The sequence below is a fragment of the Xanthomonas sp. NCPPB 1132 genome, assembly GCF_056629235.1.
Map to the genome: position 1 here is coordinate 2,290,457 of NZ_CM152819.1, position 24,198 is coordinate 2,314,654.

At 68.4% G+C, this 24,198-nt stretch carries 21 protein-coding genes and 1 other RNA gene; 13 read left to right on the plus strand and 9 right to left on the minus strand.

What is annotated here, in order from left to right; genetic code table 11:
- Positions 1 to 25: 25 nt before the first annotated feature.
- On the plus strand, positions 26 to 760 hold the full coding sequence (locus tag AC1G9L_RS09715; protein WP_019801587.1) for an SDR family NAD(P)-dependent oxidoreductase: 735 nt from the start codon (positions 26 to 28) through the stop codon (positions 758 to 760).
- Positions 754 to 2,214 (plus strand): efflux transporter outer membrane subunit, encoded by a 1,461-nt coding sequence (locus tag AC1G9L_RS09720; RefSeq protein ID WP_481070872.1) that lies wholly within the window; start codon positions 754 to 756, stop codon positions 2,212 to 2,214. The genes AC1G9L_RS09715 and AC1G9L_RS09720 overlap by 7 nt, the downstream gene beginning before the upstream one ends.
- Positions 2,215 to 2,595: 381 nt before the next feature.
- Here the strand turns inward: AC1G9L_RS09720 and AC1G9L_RS09725 are convergent, their stop codons facing one another.
- Positions 2,596 to 3,588, minus strand: a complete 993-nt coding sequence (locus tag AC1G9L_RS09725; RefSeq protein ID WP_019799305.1) for a diguanylate cyclase — start codon at positions 3,586 to 3,588, stop codon at positions 2,596 to 2,598.
- Positions 3,589 to 4,101: 513 nt separating this feature from the next.
- Positions 4,102 to 4,275 carry a hypothetical protein gene (locus tag AC1G9L_RS09730; protein WP_010344278.1) on the minus strand — a complete coding sequence of 58 codons (174 nt, stop codon included), beginning with the start codon at positions 4,273 to 4,275 and terminating at the stop codon, positions 4,102 to 4,104.
- Positions 4,276 to 4,361: 86 nt separating this feature from the next.
- On the opposite strand from AC1G9L_RS09730, the gene AC1G9L_RS09735 reads away from it, so the two are divergent.
- The gene (locus AC1G9L_RS09735) at positions 4,362 to 4,487 is read left to right on the plus strand and encodes a hypothetical protein (RefSeq protein ID WP_019799306.1); all 126 of its coding nucleotides are present in this window, start codon (positions 4,362 to 4,364) and stop codon (positions 4,485 to 4,487) included.
- 369 nt (positions 4,488 to 4,856) lie between these two features.
- On the opposite strand, the gene AC1G9L_RS09740 is transcribed toward AC1G9L_RS09735, so the two are convergent.
- Positions 4,857 to 5,750 carry an SDR family oxidoreductase gene (locus tag AC1G9L_RS09740; RefSeq protein WP_019799307.1) on the minus strand — a complete coding sequence of 298 codons (894 nt, stop codon included), beginning with the start codon at positions 5,748 to 5,750 and terminating at the stop codon, positions 4,857 to 4,859.
- Positions 5,747 to 7,600, minus strand: a complete 1,854-nt coding sequence (locus AC1G9L_RS09745) for a glycoside hydrolase family 15 protein (protein WP_019799308.1) — start codon at positions 7,598 to 7,600, stop codon at positions 5,747 to 5,749. Before AC1G9L_RS09745 ends, AC1G9L_RS09740 begins: the two co-directional genes overlap by 4 nt.
- A 222-nt stretch (positions 7,601 to 7,822) precedes the next feature.
- On the opposite strand from AC1G9L_RS09745, the gene AC1G9L_RS09750 reads away from it, so the two are divergent.
- The 3 genes from AC1G9L_RS09750 to AC1G9L_RS09760 are packed head-to-tail and all read left to right on the plus strand — an operon-like array spanning position 7,823 to position 11,542.
- Positions 7,823 to 9,181 carry an alpha/beta fold hydrolase gene (locus AC1G9L_RS09750; protein WP_019799309.1) on the plus strand — a complete coding sequence of 453 codons (1,359 nt, stop codon included), beginning with the start codon at positions 7,823 to 7,825 and terminating at the stop codon, positions 9,179 to 9,181.
- Entirely contained in the window at positions 9,178 to 10,701 is a 1,524-nt protein-coding gene (locus AC1G9L_RS09755) for a GMC family oxidoreductase (RefSeq protein WP_481070875.1), read from the plus strand. Before AC1G9L_RS09750 ends, AC1G9L_RS09755 begins: the two co-directional genes overlap by 4 nt.
- Positions 10,702 to 10,738: 37 nt before the next feature.
- The gene (locus tag AC1G9L_RS09760; protein ID WP_019802482.1) at positions 10,739 to 11,542 is read left to right on the plus strand and encodes an SDR family oxidoreductase; all 804 of its coding nucleotides are present in this window, start codon (positions 10,739 to 10,741) and stop codon (positions 11,540 to 11,542) included.
- Positions 11,543 to 11,583: 41 nt separating this feature from the next.
- On the opposite strand, the gene AC1G9L_RS09765 is transcribed toward AC1G9L_RS09760, so the two are convergent.
- The gene (locus tag AC1G9L_RS09765) at positions 11,584 to 12,093 is read right to left on the minus strand and encodes an SHOCT domain-containing protein (protein ID WP_371181755.1); all 510 of its coding nucleotides are present in this window, start codon (positions 12,091 to 12,093) and stop codon (positions 11,584 to 11,586) included.
- 228 nt (positions 12,094 to 12,321) lie between these two features.
- Positions 12,322 to 12,673, minus strand: a transfer-messenger RNA (tmRNA) gene (ssrA, locus tag AC1G9L_RS09770).
- Positions 12,674 to 13,232: 559 nt separating this feature from the next.
- On the opposite strand from ssrA, the gene AC1G9L_RS09775 reads away from it, so the two are divergent.
- Positions 13,233 to 15,482, plus strand: coding sequence for a S8 family serine peptidase (locus tag AC1G9L_RS09775; RefSeq protein ID WP_481071085.1), 2,250 nt, complete (start codon positions 13,233 to 13,235; stop codon positions 15,480 to 15,482).
- A 508-nt stretch (positions 15,483 to 15,990) separates the two neighbouring features.
- Here AC1G9L_RS09775 and smpB read toward each other — a convergent pair.
- Positions 15,991 to 16,494, minus strand: coding sequence for an SsrA-binding protein SmpB (smpB, locus tag AC1G9L_RS09780; RefSeq protein ID WP_010344270.1), 504 nt, complete (start codon positions 16,492 to 16,494; stop codon positions 15,991 to 15,993).
- 58 nt (positions 16,495 to 16,552) lie between these two features.
- On the opposite strand from smpB, the gene AC1G9L_RS09785 reads away from it, so the two are divergent.
- Complete coding sequence (locus AC1G9L_RS09785; RefSeq protein WP_148828116.1) at positions 16,553 to 16,984, plus strand: type II toxin-antitoxin system RatA family toxin; 432 nt, start codon at positions 16,553 to 16,555, stop codon at positions 16,982 to 16,984.
- Between the two features lie 5 nt (positions 16,985 to 16,989).
- Entirely contained in the window at positions 16,990 to 17,244 is a 255-nt protein-coding gene (locus AC1G9L_RS09790) for an RnfH family protein (RefSeq protein WP_019802486.1), read from the plus strand.
- Positions 17,245 to 17,271: 27 nt separating this feature from the next.
- Here the strand turns inward: AC1G9L_RS09790 and AC1G9L_RS09795 are convergent, their stop codons facing one another.
- Positions 17,272 to 17,670 carry an outer membrane protein assembly factor BamE domain-containing protein gene (locus AC1G9L_RS09795; protein WP_019802487.1) on the minus strand — a complete coding sequence of 133 codons (399 nt, stop codon included), beginning with the start codon at positions 17,668 to 17,670 and terminating at the stop codon, positions 17,272 to 17,274.
- A 103-nt stretch (positions 17,671 to 17,773) separates the two neighbouring features.
- Here AC1G9L_RS09795 and fur point away from each other — a divergent pair, with 103 nt between their 5' ends.
- Positions 17,774 to 18,196: a ferric iron uptake transcriptional regulator gene (gene fur / locus AC1G9L_RS09800; RefSeq protein ID WP_026143876.1), complete on the plus strand. Its 423-nt coding sequence runs from the start codon at positions 17,774 to 17,776 to the stop codon at positions 18,194 to 18,196.
- A gap of 358 nt (positions 18,197 to 18,554) precedes the next feature.
- On the opposite strand, the gene recN is transcribed toward fur, so the two are convergent.
- Positions 18,555 to 20,216, minus strand: coding sequence for a DNA repair protein RecN (gene recN / locus AC1G9L_RS09805; protein ID WP_481070877.1), 1,662 nt, complete (start codon positions 20,214 to 20,216; stop codon positions 18,555 to 18,557).
- A 111-nt stretch (positions 20,217 to 20,327) separates the two neighbouring features.
- Between recN and hrcA the strand changes: the two genes are divergently transcribed.
- From hrcA to dnaK, 3 genes are all read left to right on the plus strand, one after another.
- The gene (hrcA, locus tag AC1G9L_RS09810; protein ID WP_019801033.1) at positions 20,328 to 21,386 is read left to right on the plus strand and encodes a heat-inducible transcriptional repressor HrcA; all 1,059 of its coding nucleotides are present in this window, start codon (positions 20,328 to 20,330) and stop codon (positions 21,384 to 21,386) included.
- Between the two features lie 166 nt (positions 21,387 to 21,552).
- Positions 21,553 to 22,074: a nucleotide exchange factor GrpE gene (gene grpE / locus AC1G9L_RS09815; RefSeq protein WP_019801034.1), complete on the plus strand. Its 522-nt coding sequence runs from the start codon at positions 21,553 to 21,555 to the stop codon at positions 22,072 to 22,074.
- Between the two features lie 142 nt (positions 22,075 to 22,216).
- Positions 22,217 to 24,142, plus strand: a complete 1,926-nt coding sequence (gene dnaK, locus AC1G9L_RS09820) for a molecular chaperone DnaK (RefSeq protein WP_010344262.1) — start codon at positions 22,217 to 22,219, stop codon at positions 24,140 to 24,142.
- Positions 24,143 to 24,198 lie beyond the last annotated feature (56 nt).

The following is a 24,198-nucleotide window of genomic DNA, read 5'->3' on the forward strand; positions in this document are numbered from 1 at the left end:
TTCCATCCTTCTCAGGAGTTTCGCAATGAACGCAGCACACAAGATCGCCCTGGTCACCGGCGCCACCCGCGGCATCGGCCTGCACACCGTGCGGCAGCTGGCCGAAGCCGGCGTGCACACCCTGCTGGCCGGGCGCGACGCGACCCGTGCCAGCGCCGCGGCGCTGGAACTGCAGGGCGAGGGCCTGCCGGTGGAGCCGCTGACCCTGGACGTCATCGACGCCGCCAGCATCGCCGCCGCGGTGGAGACCGTGCGCGCACGCCACGGGCGGCTGGACATCCTGGTCAACAACGCCGGCATCCTGCGCGACGACCTGCGCCTGAGCGTGTCGCAGCAGTCGCTGGAGTCCTGGCGCGAGACCTTCGACACCAACCTGTTCGGCCTGATCGCCGTCACCCAGGCGTTCCTGCCGCTGCTGCGCGAGGCGCCGGCCGCGCGCATCGTCAACGTCTCCAGCCTGCTCGGCTCGCTGACGCTGCACAGCCAGCCGGGCTCGCCGATCTACGACTTCAAGGTGCCCGCGTACAACGTGTCCAAGAGCGCGGTGAACGCCTGGACCATCCAGCTGGCCTACGAACTGCGCGAGACCCCGATCAAGGTCAACACCATCCACCCCGGCTACGTGAAGACCGACATGAACGCGGGCGAGGGCGAGCTGGAAGTGGCCGACGGCGCCCGCAGCAGCGTGATGATGGCGTTGCTCGACGCGGACGGCCCCACCGGCAGCTACACCCATGTCGGACAGGTGCTGCCATGGTGATCCGGCCCGCACTCGGCGCGCTGGCGCTGGCGCTGCTCAGCGCCTGCGCCAGCGTCGGCCCCGACTACCATGCACCGGCGCAGCCGCCGGTGACGCTGCAGGGCGCGGCGTCGCCGGTGTTCGCGACCGAGTCGCCGGTCGCGTCCTGGTGGGCGCAGTTCGACGATCCGGTGCTGGAACAACTGGTGCACGACGGACTGGTCGCCAACCTCGACCTGCGCATCGCCCTGGCGCGCGTGCACGAGGCGCGCGCGGTCTTCGCCGAGCAGCGCCTGGACCAGGCGCCGCACGTCACCGCCGGCGGCGACTACACCCGCGGCAAGGCCCCGGATGCCGATGCCGGCGGCGCGCGCGTGCTCACCGAGAGCTACCGGCTCGGCTTCGATGCCGGTTGGGAGCTGGACCTGTTCGGGCGCCAGCGCCGTGCCAGCGAGGCCGCGCGCGCGAACCTGGAGGCTGAGCAGGCCGGCCTGGCCGACGCCCAGGTCACCGTGGCCGCGGAGATCGCACGCAATTACTTTGCGCTACGCGGCACGCAGAAGCGCATCGCCCTGGCGCGCACCACGCTGGACAACCTGCGCGATACACAGCGCCTGACCGAGACGCGCTGGCGGCTGGGCGCGGGCAGCGAGCTGGACGTGCAGAGCAGTCGTGCGCGGCTGAAGGCGATCGAGGCCGACATCCCGTTGCTGGAAGTCGATGCCGCGCAGGCGCGACACCGGCTGGCGGTGCTGCTGGGCAAGCCGCCGGGCACGCTCGACCCGTTGCTGGCGCCGCAGCCGACCCCGGCCTATGCGCGGGCCTTGCCGCTGGGCGACACCACGCAGTTGCTGCGCCGGCGTCCCGACGTGCGCATCGCCGAACGCCGCCTGGCAGCGGCGACCGCGCAGGTCGGCGTGGCCACCGCCGATCTGTTCCCGCGGATCAGCCTGTCCGGCTTCGTCGGCTTCCTCTCCGGCGATGCCGGCGCCTTGCTGCACGGTCGCAGCAAGGCGTGGTCGCTGACGCCCTCGATCCAGTGGGCGGCGTTCGACCTGGGCAGCGTGCGCGCACGCCTGCGCGCGAGCGAGGCGCAGGCCGACGGCGCCGCCGCCGACTACGAAAAGACCGTGCTCGGCGCGCTGGAGGACACCGAGAACGCCTTGACGGCGTACGCCCACGAGCAGGCGCGGCTGGCGATCGTGGCCGAGCAGACGCAGGCCGCGCAGCGGGCCGAAGCGCTGGCGCAGATCCGCTATCGCGAAGGTTCGGAGGATTTCCTGACCCTGCTCGATGCGCAGCGCACGCAACTGACCGCCGAGGCCGCCCTGGCCGACGCCGAGGCGGCGGTGAACATCGGCGTGGTGCGGGTGTACAAGGCGCTCGGCGGCTGGGGCCAGGATGCGGGCACGGACGCCGGCAGCAGGGACATCGCGACCACCGCGGGGGCGGCATCGGCGGTGCAGGCGCGCTGAGCGGGCAGGGTACTCAAAGGCCGCGGTGCGGGCCGACTGCACGCGCCGCGGCCTTCTCGGCGCCTCACTTCATCTGCTTTTTGTCAGCATCAGGCCGGTGCGGGTTTCCTGTAGGAGCGGCTTCAGCCGCGACGGGCGTTCCCGGTGAAGCCCGTCGCGGTTGCATGACAGTTGACTCCAACGGCTTGCGGCGAGCCCTCCGTGTGCACTGTGGGAGGGACTTCAGTCCCGACGCATTGCGCCATCGGAACGCGCTCCACTTCCGCGCGGCATGACAGTTGACGCCCACAGAGGGTTTCCTGCCATTAGAGCTCTCCTGATTGCGGCGACCGGATCGCAGACCAGCCGGGCACGCGGCAGATCGCTGCCGATGCCGGTCGCTCAATCCTGCGCCACATCCTCGGCGATCACGTAGCGGTCGCGTCCGTTGTTCTTGGCCTGGTACAACGCGGTGTCGGCGCGCGAGAACCAGTCGTGCCACTGCGCCTCGTCGCAGAGCATGGCCGCGCCCAGCGACACGGTGATCGTGCCATTGGGACCTTGCAACGTGGTGCGTGCCGCGTCGTGCAGGCGCCTGGCGAAGGCCGACAGTTCGGTCGCCGACTGCAGCCGCGCCACCACCACGAACTCCTCGCCGCCGAAGCGGAACACCTCGTCCGGTGCGCGCACCTGTGCGCGCAGCAGCGCCGCCAGCTCGACCAGCACCCGGTCGCCCTCGGCATGGCCGTAGAGGTCGTTGACTTCCTTGAAGTGATCGATGTCGAGCACGATCAACCCATGCCGGCGGGTCGCGCGGCGCGGATCGGCCACCCGCTGCGACAGGCTACGCTCGAGCATGCGTCGGTTCGGCAGCCCGGTCAGCGAGTCGTGCGATGCCAGTTGTTCCAGTTGCACGCGGTCGCCTTCCACCCGTAACGCCAGCATGTAGCCCAGCCCGGTGATCAACAGCGACACCGACACCATCGAGAAGAAATGCTCGGCGCCGAGCGTGCTCGGCGTGACCACCAGCAGCACCGCGATCAGGGTGGCGTTGCAGGCCAGCGCGACATGGCGCGTCACCGCAAAGAAGTTGCTCATCATCACCAGATACAGCCACGGCACCGCGGCATGGCGCAGCGCATGGCAGGCCAGGGCGCTGCCCAGCAGCCAGCTCAGCGACAGCAACGGATCCATGCGGCCATCGCCGCGTTGCAGTGCCAGCCAGGTGGCCAGCGCGGCCAATCCGGCCAGCGCGGTGCCGGCCAGGGCGATCGCCGGCGCGCCGATCGCCATCTGGTACACGGCGAACAGCAGCAGCACCGCCGCCGTGGACGGGCCCAGGACCTTGATGATGCCGAGCCGGAAGTGCCGGCGCAGGGTCAGGCCCGCGCTCACGGAGCAGCGCTCCGGCACGGCGCACGGTCATGGCGGGCGGGTGAAGCGGGGCGGGCGACGAACATGGCGACGTCAGAATGGCGGAAGAGTGTTGCAATGCCAGAGGCAAGTTCCATGCCTGGATTTCTTTTGTGGTGTGTATCCCGTGCTGACCCGGGAAAGGCGACAGTACCCACACCAAGGGCGCCGCAACGGCGTCACGTTGGCTCAGGGAGTGGGGTCGTACCGATGGCCCTGCGTCACGCGGCAGGCGGTGTCTGGCCGCGACGAACAGGGCAGCGTTGCTGAAGCAAGCTCGCCTGGTGCTTTTTCCCAAACTTTTCCCGCGTGAGAAGCGCCGTGCATCGCCGGGTGGAGCGTTCGGGCGAAGCCTGGCGTGCACCGGGATGCATGCCGCGGTCGCATCGGGGTCGATTGCATGCACGACGGTGCAGGCTGCGGCGCTGGCGTGCCACGCCGGCACCGGTCACGTTAGCAGCGAGGGGATGAGCGCAATCTGCCCGCCAGGGACGGCTACGCTTCGCTGCCGTCGATGGCCTTCAGCCCTTTCTGGCTGAGCGCAAGATCGCCGTCCTCGCCTTGCGCCGCGTAATTCTCGCGCACCGCCCAGTTCGCTTCCGCCTCGCTGACCGGCGTGGTGGCGTGGATGTCCTGCAGGATGCGCAGTTGTTCCTGGGTCAGGGGCATGGCGTGCCGTCTCGGATCGGAAAGGGCATTCCACCCTACAGGCCGCGGGTGACGGGCATGTCGGCGCGGCGCCGGATGTCGCGCCGATGCCGCTGCACGTGATCGCGGCGAGGACCAACGCCGCCGCACGCCTGTCGTCGCACCGCCACGACGCCGCCGACATCATTCCGCAACGCCTCGAGGACGCCGGCGTAACGGACCCCCACGCATGATGCGCCTACCAGCTGTGCGGCCGGGGCGATGCCTGGGGCTGCTTCAAGGATGCAGGCATCCGCGGCTGGACCACTTTATCGACACATCGGCAGGCCCACTGGCCTGCCGATGTGTTTGTGCGTCAGCGCGTTGCTGCAATGCAGGGTGGGCGGCAACCCTCACGCTGCGCGTAGACAGGGCCGTGGTTTGCGGCCTCGCCCTCGAAGATGCAGACCATCGGGTCGGGTGGATCGGCTGCCGCCATTGCAGGCGAAGGCGTGCTGCCTGCGTCGCGCGCTTTTGCAGCGCGCGAAGGGATTGGCGGCTGGACACGCCATGGCACGTACAGGCGCGCCATGGCGTGGGGGATGCGTCGGTGCCGCCAGGCGCTAGGCGACGCCGGCGCCACCGGTCGCGCCGAACACTTCGCCGGTCAGGTAGCTGCCTTCCTGGCTGGCGAGGAGCACATACAGCGGCGCGATTTCGACCGGCTGACCCGGGCGCTTGAAGTGCGTCTTCGAGCCGAACTGGGTGACCGCCTCCATCGGTTGGCCGCCGGAGGACTGCAGTGCGGTCCAGAACGGACCCGGGGCCACCACGTTCGCCCGGATGCCCTTTTCGCTCAACTGCGCCGCCAACGCCTTGGTGTAGGCGACGATGCCGGCCTTGGTGGTCGCGTAGTCGAGCAGGATCGCCGACGGATCGTACGCCTGGATCGACGCGGTGGTGATCACCGCCGCGCCCGGCGGCAGGTGCGGCACCGCGGCGCGGCAGATCCAGTGCATGGCATAGAGATTGGTCTTGAGCGTCTTGTCGAAATCCTCGTCGCTCACGTCGCCGATCTCTTCCCGATATTGCTGCCGCCCCGCGTTGATCACCAGGATGTCCAGGCCGCCCAGGCCGGCCACCGCTTTATCGACCAATTCCGCGCACCACTGCCGATCGGTGATGTCGCCCGGCAGGCTGATTGCCTTGCGCCCTTCGGCCTCGATGAGGGCGATGACCTCCTGTGCGTCCGACGCTTCCTCGTCAAGGAAGGAGATGGCCACATCGGCGCCCTCGCGCGCAAACGCGATTGCCGCGGCGCGGCCGATGCCGCTGTCGCCGCCGGTCACCAGCGCCCGGCGACCGGCCAGCTTGCCCGATCCGCGATAGCTGGTCTCGCCGTGGTCTGGCACCGGGTCCATCTCCGAGGCCTTGCCCGGCACCGGTTGCGGCTGCGGCGGGAAAGGCGGCTTGGGGTACTGTTCGCGCGGGTCCTGCATCTTCAGTCGATCGTTCATCGCGTCTTCCTCTTCTTGGCGTGTGGTTGCAGTTTTACCGGGTTGGTTTTCGTGTTCTCGATGCTCGACATCGCCATGATCTGCGCGAGATGGCTCAGTCCTTGCGGAAAGTTGCCGAGGAATCCGCCGGAGTGCGGATCGACCATCTCGCTCAACAGGCCATTGCAGCGATCGAGCGCGTCGTTGAGTTGCGTCAGCCGTTTTTTGGCTTTGGCTTTCTGTCCCAGGCGGGCATAGGCTTCGGCGATCCAGTAGGAGCAGGCGACGAAGCAGCCTTCTTCCTGCGCCATGCCGGAGTAGCGGTAATGGAACGCGCCGGCGCCCAATGCGCGGTCGATCGCGTCCAGTGTCGCCAGCAGGCGTTCCTTGCCGTCGAAGCGGAAGCGTGCAGCCAGCGCCACCGACGCATCCAGCTTGTCGCTGCCCGGGTACATCACGAAGGCCTGCTGCGCATCCGACCAGCAGTGGACTTCGATCCAGTCCTTGATCCTGTCGCGCTCGCGTTCCCAGCGATCGCGACACGTTGTTGGCAGTTGTCCCTGGTCGGCCAGTTCGACGGCCCTGGCCAGCGCCTGCCAGCAGCTGACCTTGGACATGGTGTAGTGCTGCAGTTCGGGCAACTCCCAGATCCCCGAATCGGCCTTGCGCCAGTGATCGGCGCATTGGTCGGCAAGCCGGGACAGCAGTTCGGCGCTGGCGGCGTCCAGGATGTTGCCGCGGCTCACGAAGCAATAGGCGGTCTCGAAGATGTCGCCGTAGATGCCGTGCTGGTGCTGCCCACCGGCGAGATTGCCGCGCACCACCGGCACGGTGTTGCGGTAGCCCGCGGCCTCCAGTTCGGTGACGTCGGGCACCAGTCCGCCATCCAGGGTGAACACCACTTTCGGCCCGTGCTGGCGCAGTTGCCGGATCAGCCAGGTGAACGCGGCCTTCGATTCCGCTTCCAGACCCGCGGCCAGAAACGCCTGGATGGTGTAGCCGGCATCGCGGACCCAGGCGTAGCGATAATCGAAGTTCTTGTCGCCGCCGATGCGTTCGGGTAGTGAGGTCGTCGCGGCAGCGGCGATGGCACCGGAGGGCGAGTAGAGCAGCAACTTGAGCGCAAGCGCGCTGCGTACGAAAAAATCCCGGCCCTCGCGCGGAAAGGTCACGTTCTTCGACCAGGCCCGCCATTCCTTGTCGGTCAGATCGATGCGGCTGTCGATCTCCTCGATGGTGGGCGCAACCAGCGGCTCGTCCTCGCCGACGACCAGGGCGATCGTCGCGCGTTGTCCCTTCGCGACGGTGATGTCGCCGCGAACGCCATGGTCCGACCACACGCAGCGCAGTCTGTCGTCGTGGATCATGACGCCAAGCAGGCGGTCGACATGGAACACGGTATGCGGGCCGATCGCCGCGCAGTAGGGGCTGGCGTTCTGCGCCCGCAAGCTGAATTTCAGCTCCAGCCGGAAGCGCACTTTCCCGCGCTGGCATTCGATGCGGCGTGCAAGCTCGCACCAGGGGAGGCGCCCCGCATGGCCGCTGTTGAGCGACTCGGTCAGCGTTGCCTGCCCGGAGGCGGTGGTGAAGGTGGTGATCAGGACATTGCTGTCTTTCCGATAGCGCCGCTCGGTGCGGAACGGCTGGTCCGGGGCGAGGACAAAGTAGCCGCCTTGTTCGGCATCCAGCAGCCGGTCGAACAGTGGCGCGCTGTCCATGTTGGGTGCGCACCACCAATCGATCGATCCGTCCGTCCCGGTCAGGGCGACCGAGCGTCCTTCGCCGAGTGCGCCGTACTGCTCGATCGGCAGTACGCCCTCGCTGCGGTCGACGTTGGAGGTCGAGCGGCGTGGCCGGGCGGTCGTCGGCACGTGCTCAGGCTCCACGCCAACACGTGCCAAGGCCGCGCTGGGGCGTCGTCGATTCCAGCATGACGTGTCGAGGAAGCATGGGGGCAGGTGCGAAGGGAAGGGCAGCCCGACGGTAGTGGCCCCTCTGCCGAGGCCCGGTGAAGACGGCACGCGGCTACGTCGGCCTGCACGTGGCGTGGACGAGGGCTGTTCCATCGTGCGTGACCGTCATCGAGGTGCGCCATGGCAACACCGGTCCTGTACTTCCTGCACGCCCTCGGTTCGAGCAGACGCGAGTGGTCTTCGGTGATCGATCTCCTGGGCGCGCGCTTCGATTGCATCGCACTGGATATTCCCGGCTTCGGCGATGCGCCGGCGTTGGACCGTCCCGATGTCACGGCGCTGGTCGATTGGTTCGCAGGCGAGGTCGCGCGGGACAGGCCGGATTGCTGGTATGTGGTGGGCCACAGCATGGGCGGAAAGATCGCCACGCTGACCGCCGCGCGCGCCCGCGATGGCGTGGCCGGACTCGCCGGCCTGGCCGGCGTCGTGATGGTGGCCGCATCGCCGCCCGCGCCCGAGCCGATGGACGAATCCCGGCGGCAGACCATGTTGTCGTGGTTCGACGCCGCCGGCCCTACAAGGCAGCAAGCCGAGCAGTTCATCGACGACAACTGCGCGGCGCCATTGCCGACGCCGCCGCGCGACGGCGCCGTCGACGATGTCCTGCGCAGCAGTGCGCGCGCATGGAACGCCTGGCTCACCCATGGCAGCCGCGAGGATTGCGCGACGCAGGCTGGCTGCATCGAGGTGCCCGCGCTCGTTGTCGCGGGCAGCGAGGACGGCGATCTCGACGAGGCAGCGCAGCGGCGCTGGAACCTCCCGCATTACCGCGATGCGCACCTGACCGTGGTGGCGCAGGCGGCGCACCTGATTCCCTACGAGCGACCGCAGGCACTCGCGGCGCTGATCGCCGCGCATGTCGATGGCACCGCGGCACGCCGGCTGCCCGACGACTTCGTGGCATTGCTCAACGCCGAGCGTGTCGCCCCGAGGATGCGCAAGACGCTGCTGCATCGCCATGCTGGGCCGTCCAGTGCGGCGAGAGGGATATTGAGCGCGCATCAGTCCCGCACGCTTGCCGCGGTGATCGAGCGCGTGCTGGATGGTGCGGGCGACGCCGGCGATATCGCACGCCGCATCGACGTCGATCTCGCCAACGGGGTGGGAGACGGGTGGCGGTTCGCCGACCTGCCGCCCGATCGTCTCGCCTGGCCGACGGGGCTGGATGCGCTGGACGCATTGTCCGGCGGCTTCGCCGCCTTGCCCGCCCAGGACCAGGACCACTGGCTGCACGCCATCTCCGTGCACGGAGCAGGCGACTGTCGCGAGTGCGGATGGAGCGCGGCGCAACTCGCCGCCTGGTTCGAAGACGTGCGCGCCGAGACGGTGCGGGTCTGGACCAGCCTTCCCGCCACCATGGCCGCCTTGGGTTACGACGGGTTCGCCGTCGGCGGACTGGGCGCGGGCAGCCCCGGCTACCAGGAAACCGCCGCCGACCGGCGCGAGGCCTGGCAACTGCTGCCCAAGGCGCATCCATGACTGCCGCATCGCCTGCGGCGGTGGATGCGGTGGTGGTCGGCAGCGGTGCCGGCGGCGGCCCGCTGGCCGCGCGGCTGGCGCAGGCCGGCGTCTCGGTGGTGGTGCTGGAAGCCGGCGCCGCGTTCGGGCCGGACGCGCACCTCGCGGACGAACTGGCGACGGACATCTACTGGATGGAAGAACGCCTCAGCGGCGGGCGCACGCCGACGGCGTTCGGCCCGAACAACTCCGGGACGGGGCTCGGCGGATCGACGCTGCACTGGGGCGCGTTCTGCCCGCGTCCGGACCCGCGCGATCTGCAACTGCGCACGCAGACTGGCCAGGGCGAAGACTGGCCGATCCCGCACCAGGAACTGCTGTCCTACCTGCAGCGCGTCGAACGCTTCATCGGCGTGTCCGGGCCGGCGGTCTACCCCTGGGACGGCGAGCGCTGCCATGCGTTCCCGCCGGCCCAGCGCAACGCGCCCGCCGAGGCGATGGAGCGCGGCTGCCGTGCCCTCGGCATCACCGCCGCCGATGCGCCGGCGGCGCTGGTCACCCGCACGCACGAGCAGCCGCATTGGGGCACGCGCGTGGCCTGCAACAACTGCGGTGCCTGTCATCAGGGCTGCAGCAACGGTGCCAAGGTCAGCGTGCACACGACCTGGCTGCCGCTGGCGCGTGCGCACGGTGCGGACCTGCGCAGCGATTGCCGGGTCGTCGGCATCGAGCGCAACGGCCTGGGTGCCGTCACCGGCGTGGTCTACCGGCAGGGCGAGCGCGAGTTACGCCAGCGTTGCGCGGCCTTGTTCCTGTGCGCCGGCGGCGTGGAAACGCCGCGCTTGCTGCTGAACCTGGGACTGGCCAATTCCAGTGGACAGGTCGGGCGCAATTTCATGGCGCATATCGCGACCCAGGTCTGGGGCACGTTCGACATGGACATGCGCATGAACCGCGGCTACCCCTCCTCGCTGATGAGCGAGGACATGCTACGCCCCGCGCAGGCCGAGTTTGCCGGCGGCTATCTGATCCAGAGCCTGGGCGTGCAGCCCGTGACCCTGGCCAATACGCTGGCGCGCGGCGCCGGTCGCTGGGGCGCGGCGCTGGTGCAGACCATGACGCGCTACAACCGCCTGGCCGGTATCGGCATCAATGGCGAATGCCTGCCGCAAGACGCCAATCGCCTGACGCTGGCCGACGAGCGAGATGCCTTCGGAATGCGCAAGGCGCGGGTCGACTTCAGCTACGGCCCCAACGAACAGGCGATCGATGCCCACGCCAGGCGCACGCTGCAGGCGATCTGGGAGGCGGCCGGTGCCGAGGACATCTTTGCCGCCGCGCGCTCGGCGCACACGCTCGGCACCTGCCGCATGGGCCGCGATCCCGCGCAGGCCGTGGTCGATGCGGATGGCCGTTCGTTCGACATCGGCAATCTCTACGTCTGCGACAACTCGGTCTTTCCCAGCGCATTGGCGGCCAATCCGGCCCTGACGCAGATGGCACTCGGCCTGCGCACGGCCGAGCGGTTTCTCGCGCACTAGACGGCTGCTTTCCCTTTTACCCAACGAGGAAAACGACATGGACCTTGAAATCAACCAGCGGATTGCCCTGATCAGTGGCGCCGACTCGGGCATGGGCAAGGAGACCGCCCGCCACCTGCTGCAGGCCGGCGTGCGCGTGGCGATCACCGACCGTGCGGACGGCACGCTCGATCAGGCGCTGTCCGAGCTGTCGGGCCTGGGCGAAGTCATCGCGGTGGCGGGCGATGTGACGCGTGCGAACGATGTCGCGAAGATCTGGGCGCAGGTCCGGGCGCAACTGGGCGATCCGGACATCTACGTCAACGCGGCCGGCGTCACCGGCGCGACCGGCGACTTCCTCGACGTGAGCGATGCCGGCTGGCTGGAAACGCTCGACATCAACCTGATGGGCGCGGTGCGGATGTGCCGCGAAGCGATTCCCGCGATGCGCCGAAACGGCTGGGGGCGGATCGTGCTGTTCGCGTCCGAGGACGCCGTGCAGCCCTATGTGGACGAACTGGCCTACTGCGCGTCGAAGGCGGGCATCCTGAGCCTGGCAAAGGGCCTGTCCAAGGCGTACGGCGGCGACAACGTGCTGGTCAATACGGTCTCGCCCGCATTCATCCATACCCCGATGACCGACGCGATGATGCACAAGCGCGCCAAGGAGAAGGGGATGACCTTCGATGAAGCGGTGGCGTCGTTCCTGGACGAAGAGCGTCCCGGCATGGTCCTGAAGCGGCGTGGCCGACCGGAAGAGGTGGCGGCGGCGGTCGCGTTCCTGTGCTCCGAGCGCGCCAGCTTCATCAATGGCGCCGGCCTCCGGGTCGATTCGGGATCGGTGCAGACCATCGCGGGGTGAGTCGTACGAGGCACAGCGCGTGAGTGCTGCTTTCGACGCGGCTAGCGCGACAGCAGCTTGGCCTTCTGCGCCTGGAACTCGGCATCGGTGAGCAGACCTTTCTTCCGTAGGTCGTCCAGCTTCAGCAGTTCGGCGTATAGATCGGGCTGCGCGCCGAGTGCGCGCGGCGCATCGCCGGTGGCGGCCGGCGATGTCGCGCTCGCGTTCACCTCGATTTGCATGTCGGCTCGCGGCTGCAGCCCGACGGTCTCATCGGAACCTTGCGGAACTAGACGGAACTGATACTCCACGTATGGCCACTGGCCCGGTCCGCCTGCGTCCACCGCTTCCATTGCCACCGGTACCGCCTGCATGTTCTTGGCGGCGGCGAATGCGTTGGCGGCGAGAAGCGCTTTGCGCTTGGTCGTCGCAGCGCTGGCAAAGATGCCGGCGTGGTTCTTGACCGTCACCATCCACACGCCGGGTGACACCTGCGCAAACTCTGGTTCACCGGCCTGCGCGGTGCCGGTCAGCGCCATCCATAGCAGGGACACGAAAAGAATGCGCTTCATGGGCCTTCCTCAGCGATTGATCGCGGCGCCCGGTAAGACTGCTGGGCCTTTGGCGTTCCGCTCATCATGGCATGCGACGGCGTGATCGACCGAGCCAAGGTTGGCGAACGTGGCGCTTTGCGTAGGACCCGTTCCGTGGGTTGCCGGCCGTCATCAGGCACAAAAAAAGCCGGAAACCTCGATGCAATCGGGATTCCAGCTTTGTTTGCACGTCCATGGACGTTTGGATGGTGGAGGTGGGCGGAATCGAACCGCCGTCCGAAGGCACTCCATCCCCGGCACTACATGCTTAGCTCATCGTTGGATCTCGCCCCGGAACAGCACGATGTGCGAAGCGCATCCCGGGACCAGCCTGCTTGATTTAGCCAATGGCTGACAGGCAGCCACCACCGGCGATTCCGTGATAATGACCCTACGTCGCGAGCACGGACACAAGCGATTTCGGGGCTAGGCCTTAAGCGGCCAGAGCGTAGTTGTCGTCGTTGGCAACTATAAGTTTGCGGCTGGATTTACGAGGAAAGCTGCCCCCTCGGCATGCGCCAAGCGATTTTGCAACCCCCGTCGAAACCAGTGCACCCCCGGGGACAACGTCAAACGCTGACCTGCACAGTGTAGGGATCGGGGAGGGCAGTCACAAGTCTTGAGACAGGCCGCGCTTAAGCTGGCTTCACTGCGACGCCGGCCCGTCACGCCGCCGTCCCCAGGCATTCCCCCAGGCATGGAGCAGCGCAATGGCAAGCAGACAGCCGCGTGGCCGCAGCAACGGGCGCGCGCCCAAGGCACCCGTCACCTCCCCGATCTCCAAGCCTGGCAAGACGCCGGCCAAGGCGCAGCCGACATCCGCCGCCAAGCCAAAGGCGGCAGCGCGCAAGACGGCGGCAGGCGGCGTAGGTGCTGCCAAGCGGGCGCAGAAGACGACGCCGGCAGGAGAGGCTGCGTCGGCAAGGCCCGCAACAGCGTCCAGTTCCAATGTTCCGGCTCCCGGCGCCAGCAGGCCTGCCTCGGCGACGCGCGCCGCAACGCCGCCAGTGCGTACCGCGCTGCGGCCCAAGGCCACCGGCGAAGGCTCGCTGGCGCAGGGGCAGGCGCGCACGGTCGTCTACATCCATGGCATCGGCAACAAGCCACCGGCTGAGGTGTTGCGCTGCCAGTGGGATCGCGCGCTGTTCGGCCGCGCGATGGGCGAGCGCACGCGCATGGCCTACTGGGTCAATCGCGAACGCTATCCGTCGCCGGAGCCGGGCGATTGCCAGGATCAGGACCGCGGCCCGGTATTGAACCAGGCCGAGCAACGCATGCTGAGCGCGCTCGGCGTGGCGCCGCAACTGGCCGATCTGCGCCAGCTCGCCGACACCCTGGCCAGCAGCGACGCCGAGCGCGCGCGCTTGCACCAGGTGCTGGACGAGGTGGAGACGGCGGCGCCGCCATCGGCGGCGGGGACGGCCGAGGTGCATGCGCAGGGCGTGATCGACGTGTTCAACCGCGCACTGCTCAAGCTGATCTCCGCGGCGCTGCTGCAGGACGTGCACGATTTCTTCTTCGTGCCGGCGCGACGCGAGCAGATGCGCGACAGCCTGCTGCAGCGCATCCGCGCCGGCGGCGGCCCATTCGTGATCGTCGCGCACAGCCAGGGGTCGCTGATCGCCTACGACGTGCTGCGCGAGTTGCAGCCGCAGGACTGCGAGGTGTCGCTGCTACTCACGCTCGGCTCGCCGCTGGGGCTGCCGGTGGTGCGCAGCATGTTCAAGGAGTGGACCGGTACGCCGAAGCTGCCGTTCCCGCCCTGCGTAGCGCGCTGGGTCAACGTCGCCGAGCGGCGCGACCCGGTGGCCCTGGACGCCGATCTCAGCGACGACATCGCCGATGCCGGCGAGCGCTTCCACAACATCGCCGGGTCGAAGATCAATCCGGATTGGCAGCACAACCCGCATTCGGCGGCCGGCTACCTGTCCATCCCAGACGTGCGGGCCGAGGTGCGGCGTGCGGTGGGCGTGGGCTTCGATCAGCCGATCGCGCACCCGGTGTTGATCAAGGATTTGTCCGACCAGTTGGAGGCGCGTGCGCCGGACTATCGCCACGAGGTGCTGATCGAACTCGAGCGGTTGTCCGACGCCGGCGATCCGGCGCAACGCAAGCATGAGTTGATCGCCGCGTTGCGTGCGCTGACCGAGGCCTCCACCGGCCTGCACGGCGAGGCGCTGGATGCGCAGATCGAACTGGAGGACACGATGCAGCGCTACGTGTCGGCACGGCTGACCCGGTTTGAGATCGAGAGCCTGCGCGAGCGTTATCGCGACCTCAATCTGAAACGCCTGTGGCGCGATGCGGGCAAGCGCGCGCTGATCTACCAGTCGCGCAGCACGATCCAGGTGGACGCGGCGCAGGTGGCCTATCGCGCACTCGGCACCGGGATCGGCTGGGCAGTGCTGGACAGCGGCATCGCCGCGGCGCATCCGCACTTCCATGCCGCCGGGCAACCGGCGACCGTGCTCGCCCAGTGGGACTGCACCCAGCGCGGGCGCCCGCGCGCGCTGCGCCTGGGCGAGGCCGGCTTCGATGCGCTCGACGGCAATGGTCACGGTACCCACGTGGCCGGCATCATCGCCGGGCAGTGCGAGGCGCCGCTGCCCGGTTTGCCGGCCACTGCGCCGCTGCAGTTCGCCGGCATGGCGCCGCTGGCGCGGCTGTACGGCCTGAAGGTGCTGGACGACGACGGCAACGGCCGCGACTCCTGGATCATCAAGGGCGTGCAGCAGGTGGCCGAACTCAACGAGCGTGCCGGCGAGCTGGTGGTGCATGGGGTCAACCTGAGCCTGGGCGGCTACTTCGACGCCGAGAGCTACGGCTGCGGCTTCACCCCGCTGTGCAACGAGTTGCGCCGGCTGTGGCGGCAGGGCGTGGTGGTGGTGATCGCGGCCGGCAACGACGGTCTGGCCTGGCTGATGCAGGGCGACGGCGAGGCCTACCCGCTGAACCTGGACCTGAGCATCGGCGACCCGGCCAACCTGGAGGAGTCGTTGGCGGTGGGTTCGGTGCACAAGAGCAGCCCGCACAGCTACGGCATTTCGTATTTCTCCTCGCGCGGCCCGACGGCCGATGGCCGCTACAAGCCGGACCTGGTCGCGCCGGGCGAAAAGATCCTGTCGGCGCACCACGGGTTTTTGGTCGAGGATCCCGGCACCTGGATGGTGGAGATGAGCGGGACCAGCATGGCCGCGGCGCATGTGTCCGGGCTGATCGCCGCGTTCCTGTCGGTACGCCGCGAGTTCATCGGCGCCCCGGACCGGGTCAAGCAACTGGTGCTGGCGCAGTGCCTGGACCTGCAGCGCGATCGCTACATGCAGGGCAGCGGGTTGCCGAGTTTGATGCGGATGCTTGGCGGGACGTGAGTGGGGCGGGGATGATCAGCCATTCGGCTGCTGAAAAGCCTGGGATTGGGGATTGGGGATTCGCAACAGCCGTTTCCAGGCCGCATCGTTTTTCATTCGAGAATCTGCTTGCGCCGACATGGTTGAATGTCAACGCTTCAGGAGCGGTGCTTGAGACGGCTGGGGTGCTCTGTACGACGGGCGCCTCCGAATCACGTCGCGATTCCGGCGTCATCGCGTCGCGGCTGAAGCCGCTCCCACGAGGGCATTCATGCGCTACCGGAGGTTTTGCTATTGCCGAAATTTCGGCGTTGTTGCGCTGGGTGCGGCTGAATTGGTGCGCCTTTAAGCGGCTTTTGCTATTCCCGATTCCCGATTCCCGATCTCACCGGGTCGCGGCTGAAGCCGCTCCTACGGGAAAGGAGAGGCGGGCGAGAGTGCTGAGGCGGGGCAGGAGACTCGCTCTTGCGAATCCCCAATCCCCGGTTTTTCAGCAGCCGAATGGCTGATCATCCCCACTCCCAGCCCCTCAGGCATTCTTGTTGTGCCGGCGCATGATGCGCTGCTTGTCGCGGGCCCAGTCGCGGTCCTTGGCCGCGTTGCGCTTGTCGTGGTCCTGCTTGCCCTTGGCCAGCGCGATCTCGAGCTTGATCTTGTTCTTGCTCCAGTACATCGCGGTGGGCACGAGGGTGTAGCCGTCGCGTTCGACGCGGCCGATCAGCTTGTCGATCTCGTTCCGGTGCAGCAGCAGCTTGCGCGTGCGGCGGTCGTCGGCCACCACGTGGGTGGAGGCCTGGATCAACGGGGTGATCTGCGCGCCGAACAGGAACAGCTCGCCCTGGCGCACGAAGGCGTAGCTCTCGCCGATGTTGGCGCGGCCGGCGCGGATCGACTTCACCTCCCAGCCCTGCAGGGCCAGGCCGGCCTCGTAGCGGTCCTCCAGGTGGTATTCGTGGCGCGCGCGCTTGTTCAGAGCGATGGTCTTATTGGCCGTCGCGCCGTTTGCTTTATCCTTGGCGGGTTTCTTGCTCATCTTGCTATTGTCTCCGATTCGGGGCCTCCCGAACGTCTTGGTCCCACTTCCGTCCCGAATGCCTATCATCCGCCGCAGCGCTCTGGTCGAACACGCCGCAACGCGCATGTTCGATCTGGTCAACGACGTCGCCGCCTATCCGCGCCGGTTCGCCTGGTGCGATGCGGCGCATATCCTCGAGCAGAACGACCGCGTCCTGGTCGCGCGGCTGGACCTGGGCCTGGGTTCGTTCCGCACCTGGTTCACCACCGAGAACAGCCTGCAGCGCCCGGATCGCATCGATATGCAGCTGCGCGACGGCCCGTTCAAGCGCCTGCAGGGGCAGTGGACCTTCCAGGGCTTCAACGACCATGCCAGCAAGGTCAGCCTGATGCTCGACTTCGAACCGGCCTCGCGCCTGCTGGGGCCGGCGCTGGCGCTGGGCTTCCAGAGCCTGGCCGATCGCATGGTCAACGACTTCGTGCGCGTGGCCGACCGGGAACAGGCCTAGCCGCCATGCAGATCGAGGTGGTGCTGGCCTGGCCGGAGCGCTTCGTGTCGCAGCAGCTGGATCTGCCGGAAGGCGCGACCGTCGCCGATGCGCTGGCCGCCGCCGCGTTGCCCGGTGCGACGCCCGACATGCCATGTGCGGTCTACGGCGAAGTCGCCGCGCCGACGCGGCTGTTGCAGGATGGGGACCGGGTGGAACTGCTCAGGCCGTTGCTGATCGATCCCAAGGACGCCAGGCGGCGCCGCGCCAAGCCGCGCTGAGCGGCGGGGCGCGACGCGGCCGCCGGCTCATTCGCCGCGGCGCTGCTTCTTCTTGTCCTTGGCCAGGTTGCGGCCGAACTGGCGCACGCTGTTCTTGGCCAGTTCTTCGTCCTGATCCGGGAAGTAGTCGCCTTCCCAGCGGGTGACCATGTCGTTGTCGAAGAACACGACGAAGTTCTTGATCTCGGTATGGCCGACGCGATCGATCCGCTCGGTGGAGGTGTAATCCCAGCGCTGCGCATGGAACGGATCCGGGATCGAGGGGCTGCCCAGCAGCGCGCTGACCTGCTGCTTGCTTTGCCCGACCTTGAGCTGCTCCACGGCCGACGGCTTGATCAGATTGCCCTGGTAGATGGGCTGCTTGTAAATGATGCCGCAGCCAGCGGTGGACAGGGCAACAGCGGCGACCAGCAGGAAATTGCGCATCGGGGACATGGCTGAATGAAATCACGTCGATGATACACTCCCGGCGACCGCCGCGACCCATTCCCAGGCAGCTGGCGATAAACCAGCTATGAACGGAGACGCCATGGAATCCCACGATCTGCGCAAAGTCGGCCTGAAGGTCACGCACCCCCGGATGCGCATCCTCGAGCTGCTGGAGCAGAAATCGGCGCGGCACCACATGACCGCCGAGGAGATCTACCGGCAGCTGCTGGACCACGGCGACGAGATCGGCCTGGCCACCGTGTACCGCGTGCTGACCCAGTTCGAGGCGGCCGGGCTGGTGCTCAAGCACAACTTCGAGGGCGGCCAGGCGGTGTATGAGCTGGACCGCGGCGGCCACCACGACCACATGGTGGACGTGGACACCGGCAAGATCATCGAGTTCGAAAGCGCGGAGATCGAGGAATTGCAGCGCAAGATCGCCGCCGATCACGGCTACGAGCTGGAAGAGCACTCCCTGGTGCTGTACGTGCGCAGCAAGCGGCCGAGCGGCAAGAAGGGCTGAGGCTTCTCCCTTCTCCCACCGGGAGAAGGTGCCCCGCAGGGGCGGATGAGGGTCCGGGTGTCTCCGCGTTGGATCAGGTCAGCGGGTCGCTCCGCGCCGTACCCTCACCCCAACCCCTCTCCCGACGGGAGAGGGGCTAAGGCTTCTCTCTTCTCCCATCGGGAGAAGGTGCCCCGCAGGGGCGGATGAGGGTGTGGGGTGTCGCCGTGTGGATCACGTCAGCGGGTTGCTCTGCGCCTGACCCTCACCCCAACCCCTCTCCCGGTGGGAGAGGGGCCTTTGATGCTTTCAGTGACCTGCGGCGCCTGGGTGGGGCTGCATTGCCAGGCGCTGGCAGCGCTGCCCGATCGCCAGCCGCTCAGCCCGCGCTGAGCAGCAGGCGCTTGGCCGCGGCGCGGGCTTCCTTGCTGACCTCGACCCCGCCCAGCATCCGCGCCAGTTCTTCCTCGCGCTGGCGTGGGGCCAGCAGTTCCACCGAGCTCTGGGTCATGCCCTCGACCGGCGCCTTACTGACCCGGTAGTGGGCGTGGCCCTGCGCGGCGACCTGCGGCAGGTGGGTCACGCACAGCACCTGGCGCTGCTCGCCGAGCGCGCGCAGTTTCTTGCCGACGATGTCGGCGACGGCGCCGCCAATGCCCGAGTCCACTTCGTCGAAGACCATGGTCGGCACCGCGTCCAGGCCCAGCGCGGCGACCTCGATCGCCAGCGAGATGCGCGACAGTTCGCCGCCGGAAGCCACCTTGCGCAGGGCGCGCGGCGGCTGCCCGGCGTTGGCCGCGACCAGGAACTCGACCCGCTCGGCGCCGGCCGGGTCCGGCCGCTCCGTCTCGTGCGGTTCCAATTGGATCAGGAAGCGGCCGCCGCCCATGCCCAGTTCGCCGATCAACGCGGTGGTGTCGTGCGAGAGCGCCTGCGCACCGCGCTCGCGGGTCGCAGTCAGGGCGGCCGCGGCGTCGCGCCAGGCCTGGGTGGCCTGGGCGATCTCGGCGTCGAGCACGTCCAGCCGCTCGCCGGCGCCGCGCAGGCTCTCCACTTCGGCCAGCAGGGCGTCGCGGTGGCCGGCCAGCGCGTCCACCCCGATCCGGTGCTTGCGTGCCAAGTCGTGCAGGCGGCCGAGCTTGCGTTCCATCTCATCGAACTGCGCCGGGTCGGCATCCAGGTCGTCGCGGACCCGGTCGATCAGCGCCAGCGCTTCCTCCAGCTGGATGCCGGCGCTGTCGATCAGCGCCTGCACCTCGGCCAGGCGCGGGTCGTACTCGCCGACCTTGCCGAGCTCGTGGCGGGTCTGCTGCAGCAGGTCCAGCACCGCCGGCGCCTCGTCGCCGTTGAGCCGCTGCGCCGCGCCCTCGCAGGCGCCGATCAGCGCGGCGGCGTGGGCCTGGCGGCGGTGGTTGACGTCCAGGGCGGCGATCGCCGCCGGGTCCAGGTCCTCGCGCTGCAGTTCGGCCAACTGGTGCTGCAGGAAACCGATGCGGTCGCTGACGTCGCCCTGCGCCAGCAGGGTCTCGCGCTCGCTGAGCAGGCCCTGCCAGCGGGCAGCGGCGGCGCGCACCGCGGCCCGTTCGGCTTCGTTGCGGGCGTAGGCGTCGAGCAGGCCGAGCTGGCTGCCGCGCGAGAGCAGGGCCTGGTGTTCGTGCTGGCCATGGATCTCGACCAGGTGGCCGGCCAGCTCGGCCAGTTGCGACAGGGTCACCGGGCGGCCGTTGATCCAGGCGCGGGAGCCGCCGTCGGCGCGGATCACCCGGCGCAGCTGGCAGTGTTCGTCGTCGTCGAGTTCGTTCTCGCGCAGCCAGGCGCGCGCCTGGGCGGGGGGCACGAACTCGGCCGACAGTTCGGCGCGGTCGGCGCCGTGGCGGACCACGCCGCTGTCGGCGCGCAGCCCGGACAGGAAGCCGAGCGCGTCCACCATCAGCGACTTGCCGGCGCCGGTTTCGCCGGACACCACGGTCATGCCGGGGCCGAATTCCAGTTCGGTGCCGCGTACGACGGCGAAATCCTTGATCGAGAGATGTCTGAGCATGGGGTCTGCATCCGGAGCCGCGCAACGCTAGCATGCGCGGGTAGGTGGGCCAATGACTTGCCAAGCCGGCGTGCAGACATTATCTAAGGACCAGTCTCACGGGTTGATTCCATGCGCGCTTCCCCGGTCCATTCCAGCCTCGATCCGCGTGCCCGGCAGCTGCTGCGCACGCTGATCTCGCGCTATATCCGCGACGGCGAGCCGGTCGGCTCGCAGACCCTGGCCCGGCATGCCGGGCTGGACGTGAGCCCGGCGACGATCCGCAACATCCTGGCCGACCTGGAGGACGCCGGGCTGCTCAGCTCGCCGCACACCTCGGCCGGGCGCGTGCCCACCGCCACCGGCTACCGGGTGTTCGTCGACAGCCTGGTGCAGATGCGTCCGCCGGCCGAAGGCGAGGTGGCACGGCTGCGCGCGGAGATGGCCAATGCCGCCGGCACCCAGGCGCTGCTGGGCAGCGCCTCGGAGCTGCTGTCGGCGATGACCCACTTCGTCGGCGTGGTCAGCGCGCCCAAGCGCGAGCAGTTCGCGTTCCGGCACATCGACTTCTTGCCGCTGGATGCGCGGCGGGTGCTGGCGATCCTGGTGTTCGCCGACAACGAGGTGCAGAACCGGGTCATCGAGCCGCGCAAGGCCTACGAGCCGGCCGAACTGGAGCGCGTGGCCAACTATCTGAACCGGCATTTCGCCGGGCGCGCCCTGGCCGACATCCGCGCCAGCCTGCTGCGCGACCTGCGCCACGCGCGCGACGAGATGGAGCAACTGCTGGCGCACAGCGTCGAACTGGCCGAGCAGGCGCTGGCTCCGGCCGGCGACGACATGGTGCTGGCCGGGCAGACCAAGTTGATGGGCGTGCAGGACCTGTCGGACCTGGAGCGGCTGCGCGAACTGTTCGAGGTCTTCGCCAGCAAGCGCGAGATCCTGCAACTGCTCGAACGCACCATCCGCGCGCCGGGCGTGCGCATCTTCATCGGCGAGGAGACCGGCATGGTGCCGCTGGAGAGCGTGTCGCTGGTGACCGCCCCGTACATGGCCGGGGGCCAGGTGCTGGGCGTGCTGGGCGTGATCGGCCCCAAGCGCATGGACTACGACCGGGTCATCCCCCTGGTCCAGACCGCCGCCGACGTCCTCGGCGCCCGCCTGGACCCATCCCCGCCCGGCGACCGCTGACCCACGCGCACGGGGCGCCCGCAGCGCCCTCCGCCAGCCGACCGTCCCGCCGTACAAGGCGAATCCCCAATCCCGACTCCCCAATCCCTGGATTCACTTGAATCCGCCCGCACCGCCCACATAGGTGGTCCGGTAAGGCGGGACGTACCCCGCCAGGGACCCGGACATGACGCAAGAGCACCCCGAATTCGATTCCGAACACCTGACCGAGGCGCAGCAGCCCTCGACCGATCCGCTGCAGGCGGAGATCGAGACGCTGCGCAGTGAACTGGCCCTGGTCAAGGCCGACGTCCTGCGCGAGCGGGCCGACCTGGAGAACCAGCGCAAGCGCATCGCCCGCGACGTGGAGCAGGCGCGCAAGTTCGCCAACGAGCGCCTGCTCGGCGACCTGTTGCCGGTGTTCGACAGTCTGGATGCGGGGCTGAGCGCCGCCGGCAGCGAGCCCAGCCCGCTGCGCGACGGCCTGGAGCTGACCTACAAGCAGTTGCTCAAGGTCGCCGCCGACAACGGCCTGACCCTGCTCGACCCGACCGGTGAGCCGTTCAACCCCGAGCATCACCAGGCGATCAGCCAGGCCGAGGCCGAGGGCGTCGCCCCGGGGCACGTGATCCAGGTGTTCCAGAAGGGCTACCTGCTCAACGACCGCCTGCTGCGGCCCGCCCTGGTGGTGGTGGCCAAGCACGACTGAGCGCCGGCCGCCGCGCCTGAACCCGGCGCGGCAGCCGTGGAACGCTAATTTGCGGCGATGGCTTGAATGACCCGCAGCCATCCCTATATCCGAACCAGATCCCGGCACTGGCCGGCTACACGACCTTTCAGGAGTCATTGCAATGGGCAAGATCATCGGCATCGACCTGGGCACGACCAACTCGTGCGTGGCGATCATGGACGGCGGCAAGGCCCGCGTCATCGAGAATTCCGAGGGTGACCGCACCACGCCTTCGATCGTCGCCTACACCAAGGACGGCGAAGTGCTGGTGGGCGCCTCGGCCAAGCGCCAGGCCGTCACCAACCCCAAGAACACCTTCTACGCGGTCAAGCGCCTGATCGGCCGCAAGTTCACCGACGCCGAAGTGCAGAAGGACATCGGCCTGGTGCCGTACAGCATCGTCCAGCACGACAACGGCGACGCCTGGGTGGCCACCGCGGACGGGCGCAAGCTGGCCTCGCAGGAAATCTCCGCGCAGGTGCTGGAGAAGATGAAGAAGACCGCCGAGGCGTTCCTGGGCGAGACCGTCACCGAGGCGGTCATCACCGTGCCGGCGTACTTCAACGACAGCCAGCGCCAGGCGACCAAGGACGCCGGCCGCATCGCCGGCCTGGACGTCAAGCGCATCATCAACGAGCCGACTGCGGCTGCGCTGGCCTACGGCCTGGACAAGGGCCAGGGCGGCGACCGCAAGATCGCCGTGTACGACCTGGGCGGCGGCACCTTCGACGTGTCGATCATCGAGATCGCCAACGTCGACGGCGAGAAGCAGTTCGAAGTGCTGGCCACCAACGGCGACACCTTCCTGGGCGGCGAAGACTTCGACAAGCGCGTCATCGACTACCTGGTGGAAGAGTTCAACAAGGACCAGGGCATCGACCTGCGCAAGGATCCGCTGGCGCTGCAGCGCCTGAAGGATGCCGCCGAGCGCGCCAAGATCGAGCTGTCCTCCTCGCAGCAGACCGAAGTCAACCTGCCGTACGTCACTGCCGACGCGTCGGGCCCGAAGCACCTCAACATCAAGCTGACCCGGGCCAAGCTCGAGGCGCTGGTGGAGGACCTGGTCAAGCGCACCATCGATCCGTGCCGCACCGCGCTGAACGACGCCGGCCTGCGCGCCAGCGACATCACCGAGGTGATCCTGGTCGGTGGCCAGACCCGCATGCCGAAGGTGCAGCAGGCGGTGGCCGAGTTCTTCGGCAAGGAGCCGCGCAAGGACGTCAACCCCGACGAGGCCGTGGCGCTGGGCGCGGCGATCCAGGGCGGCGTGCTGGCCGGCGACGTCAAGGACGTGCTGCTGCTCGACGTGACCCCGCTGAGCCTGGGCATCGAGACCCTGGGCGGCGTGTTCACCAAGATCATCGAGAAGAACACCACCATCCCGACCAAGGCCTCGCAGGTGTTCTCCACCGCCGAGGACAACCAGTCGGCGGTGACCGTGCACGTGCTGCAGGGCGAGCGCGAACAGGCCCGCTTCAACAAGTCGCTGGCCAAGTTCGACCTGTCCGGCATCGAGCCGGCGCCGCGCGGCCTGCCGCAGGTGGAGGTGTCCTTCGACATCGACGCCAACGGCATCCTGCACGTGTCGGCCAAGGACAAGAAGACCAACAAGGAACAGAAGGTCGAGATCAAGGCCGGTTCCGGCCTGTCGGACGACGAGATCCAGCGGATGGTCGCCGACGCGGAAGCCAACCGCGAGGAAGACAAGAAGTTCCACGAGCTGGTGCAGGCGCGCAACCAGGCCGACGGCCTGATCCACGCCACCCGCAGCGCGATCACCGAGCACGGCAGCAAGGTCGGCGGCGACGTGATCGGCAAGGTCGAGTCGGCGCTGGCGGACCTGGAAACCGCGATGAAGGGCGACGACAAGGGCCAGATCGAGGCCAAGACCAAGGCGCTGGAAGAGGCCGGTCAGTCGCTGTACGCGGCTGCGGCGGCGGGCGAGCAGCAGCCGGGCGGCAACGCCGGCGGCGCGCATGCGTCCTCGGCCTCGTCCGACGACGTGGTCGACGCCGAGTTCACCGAGGTCAAGGACGACAAGAAGTAAGCCGGGATTGGGGATTCGGGATTGGGGATTCGCGAAGGCCTTGGCCTGTTGGTTCC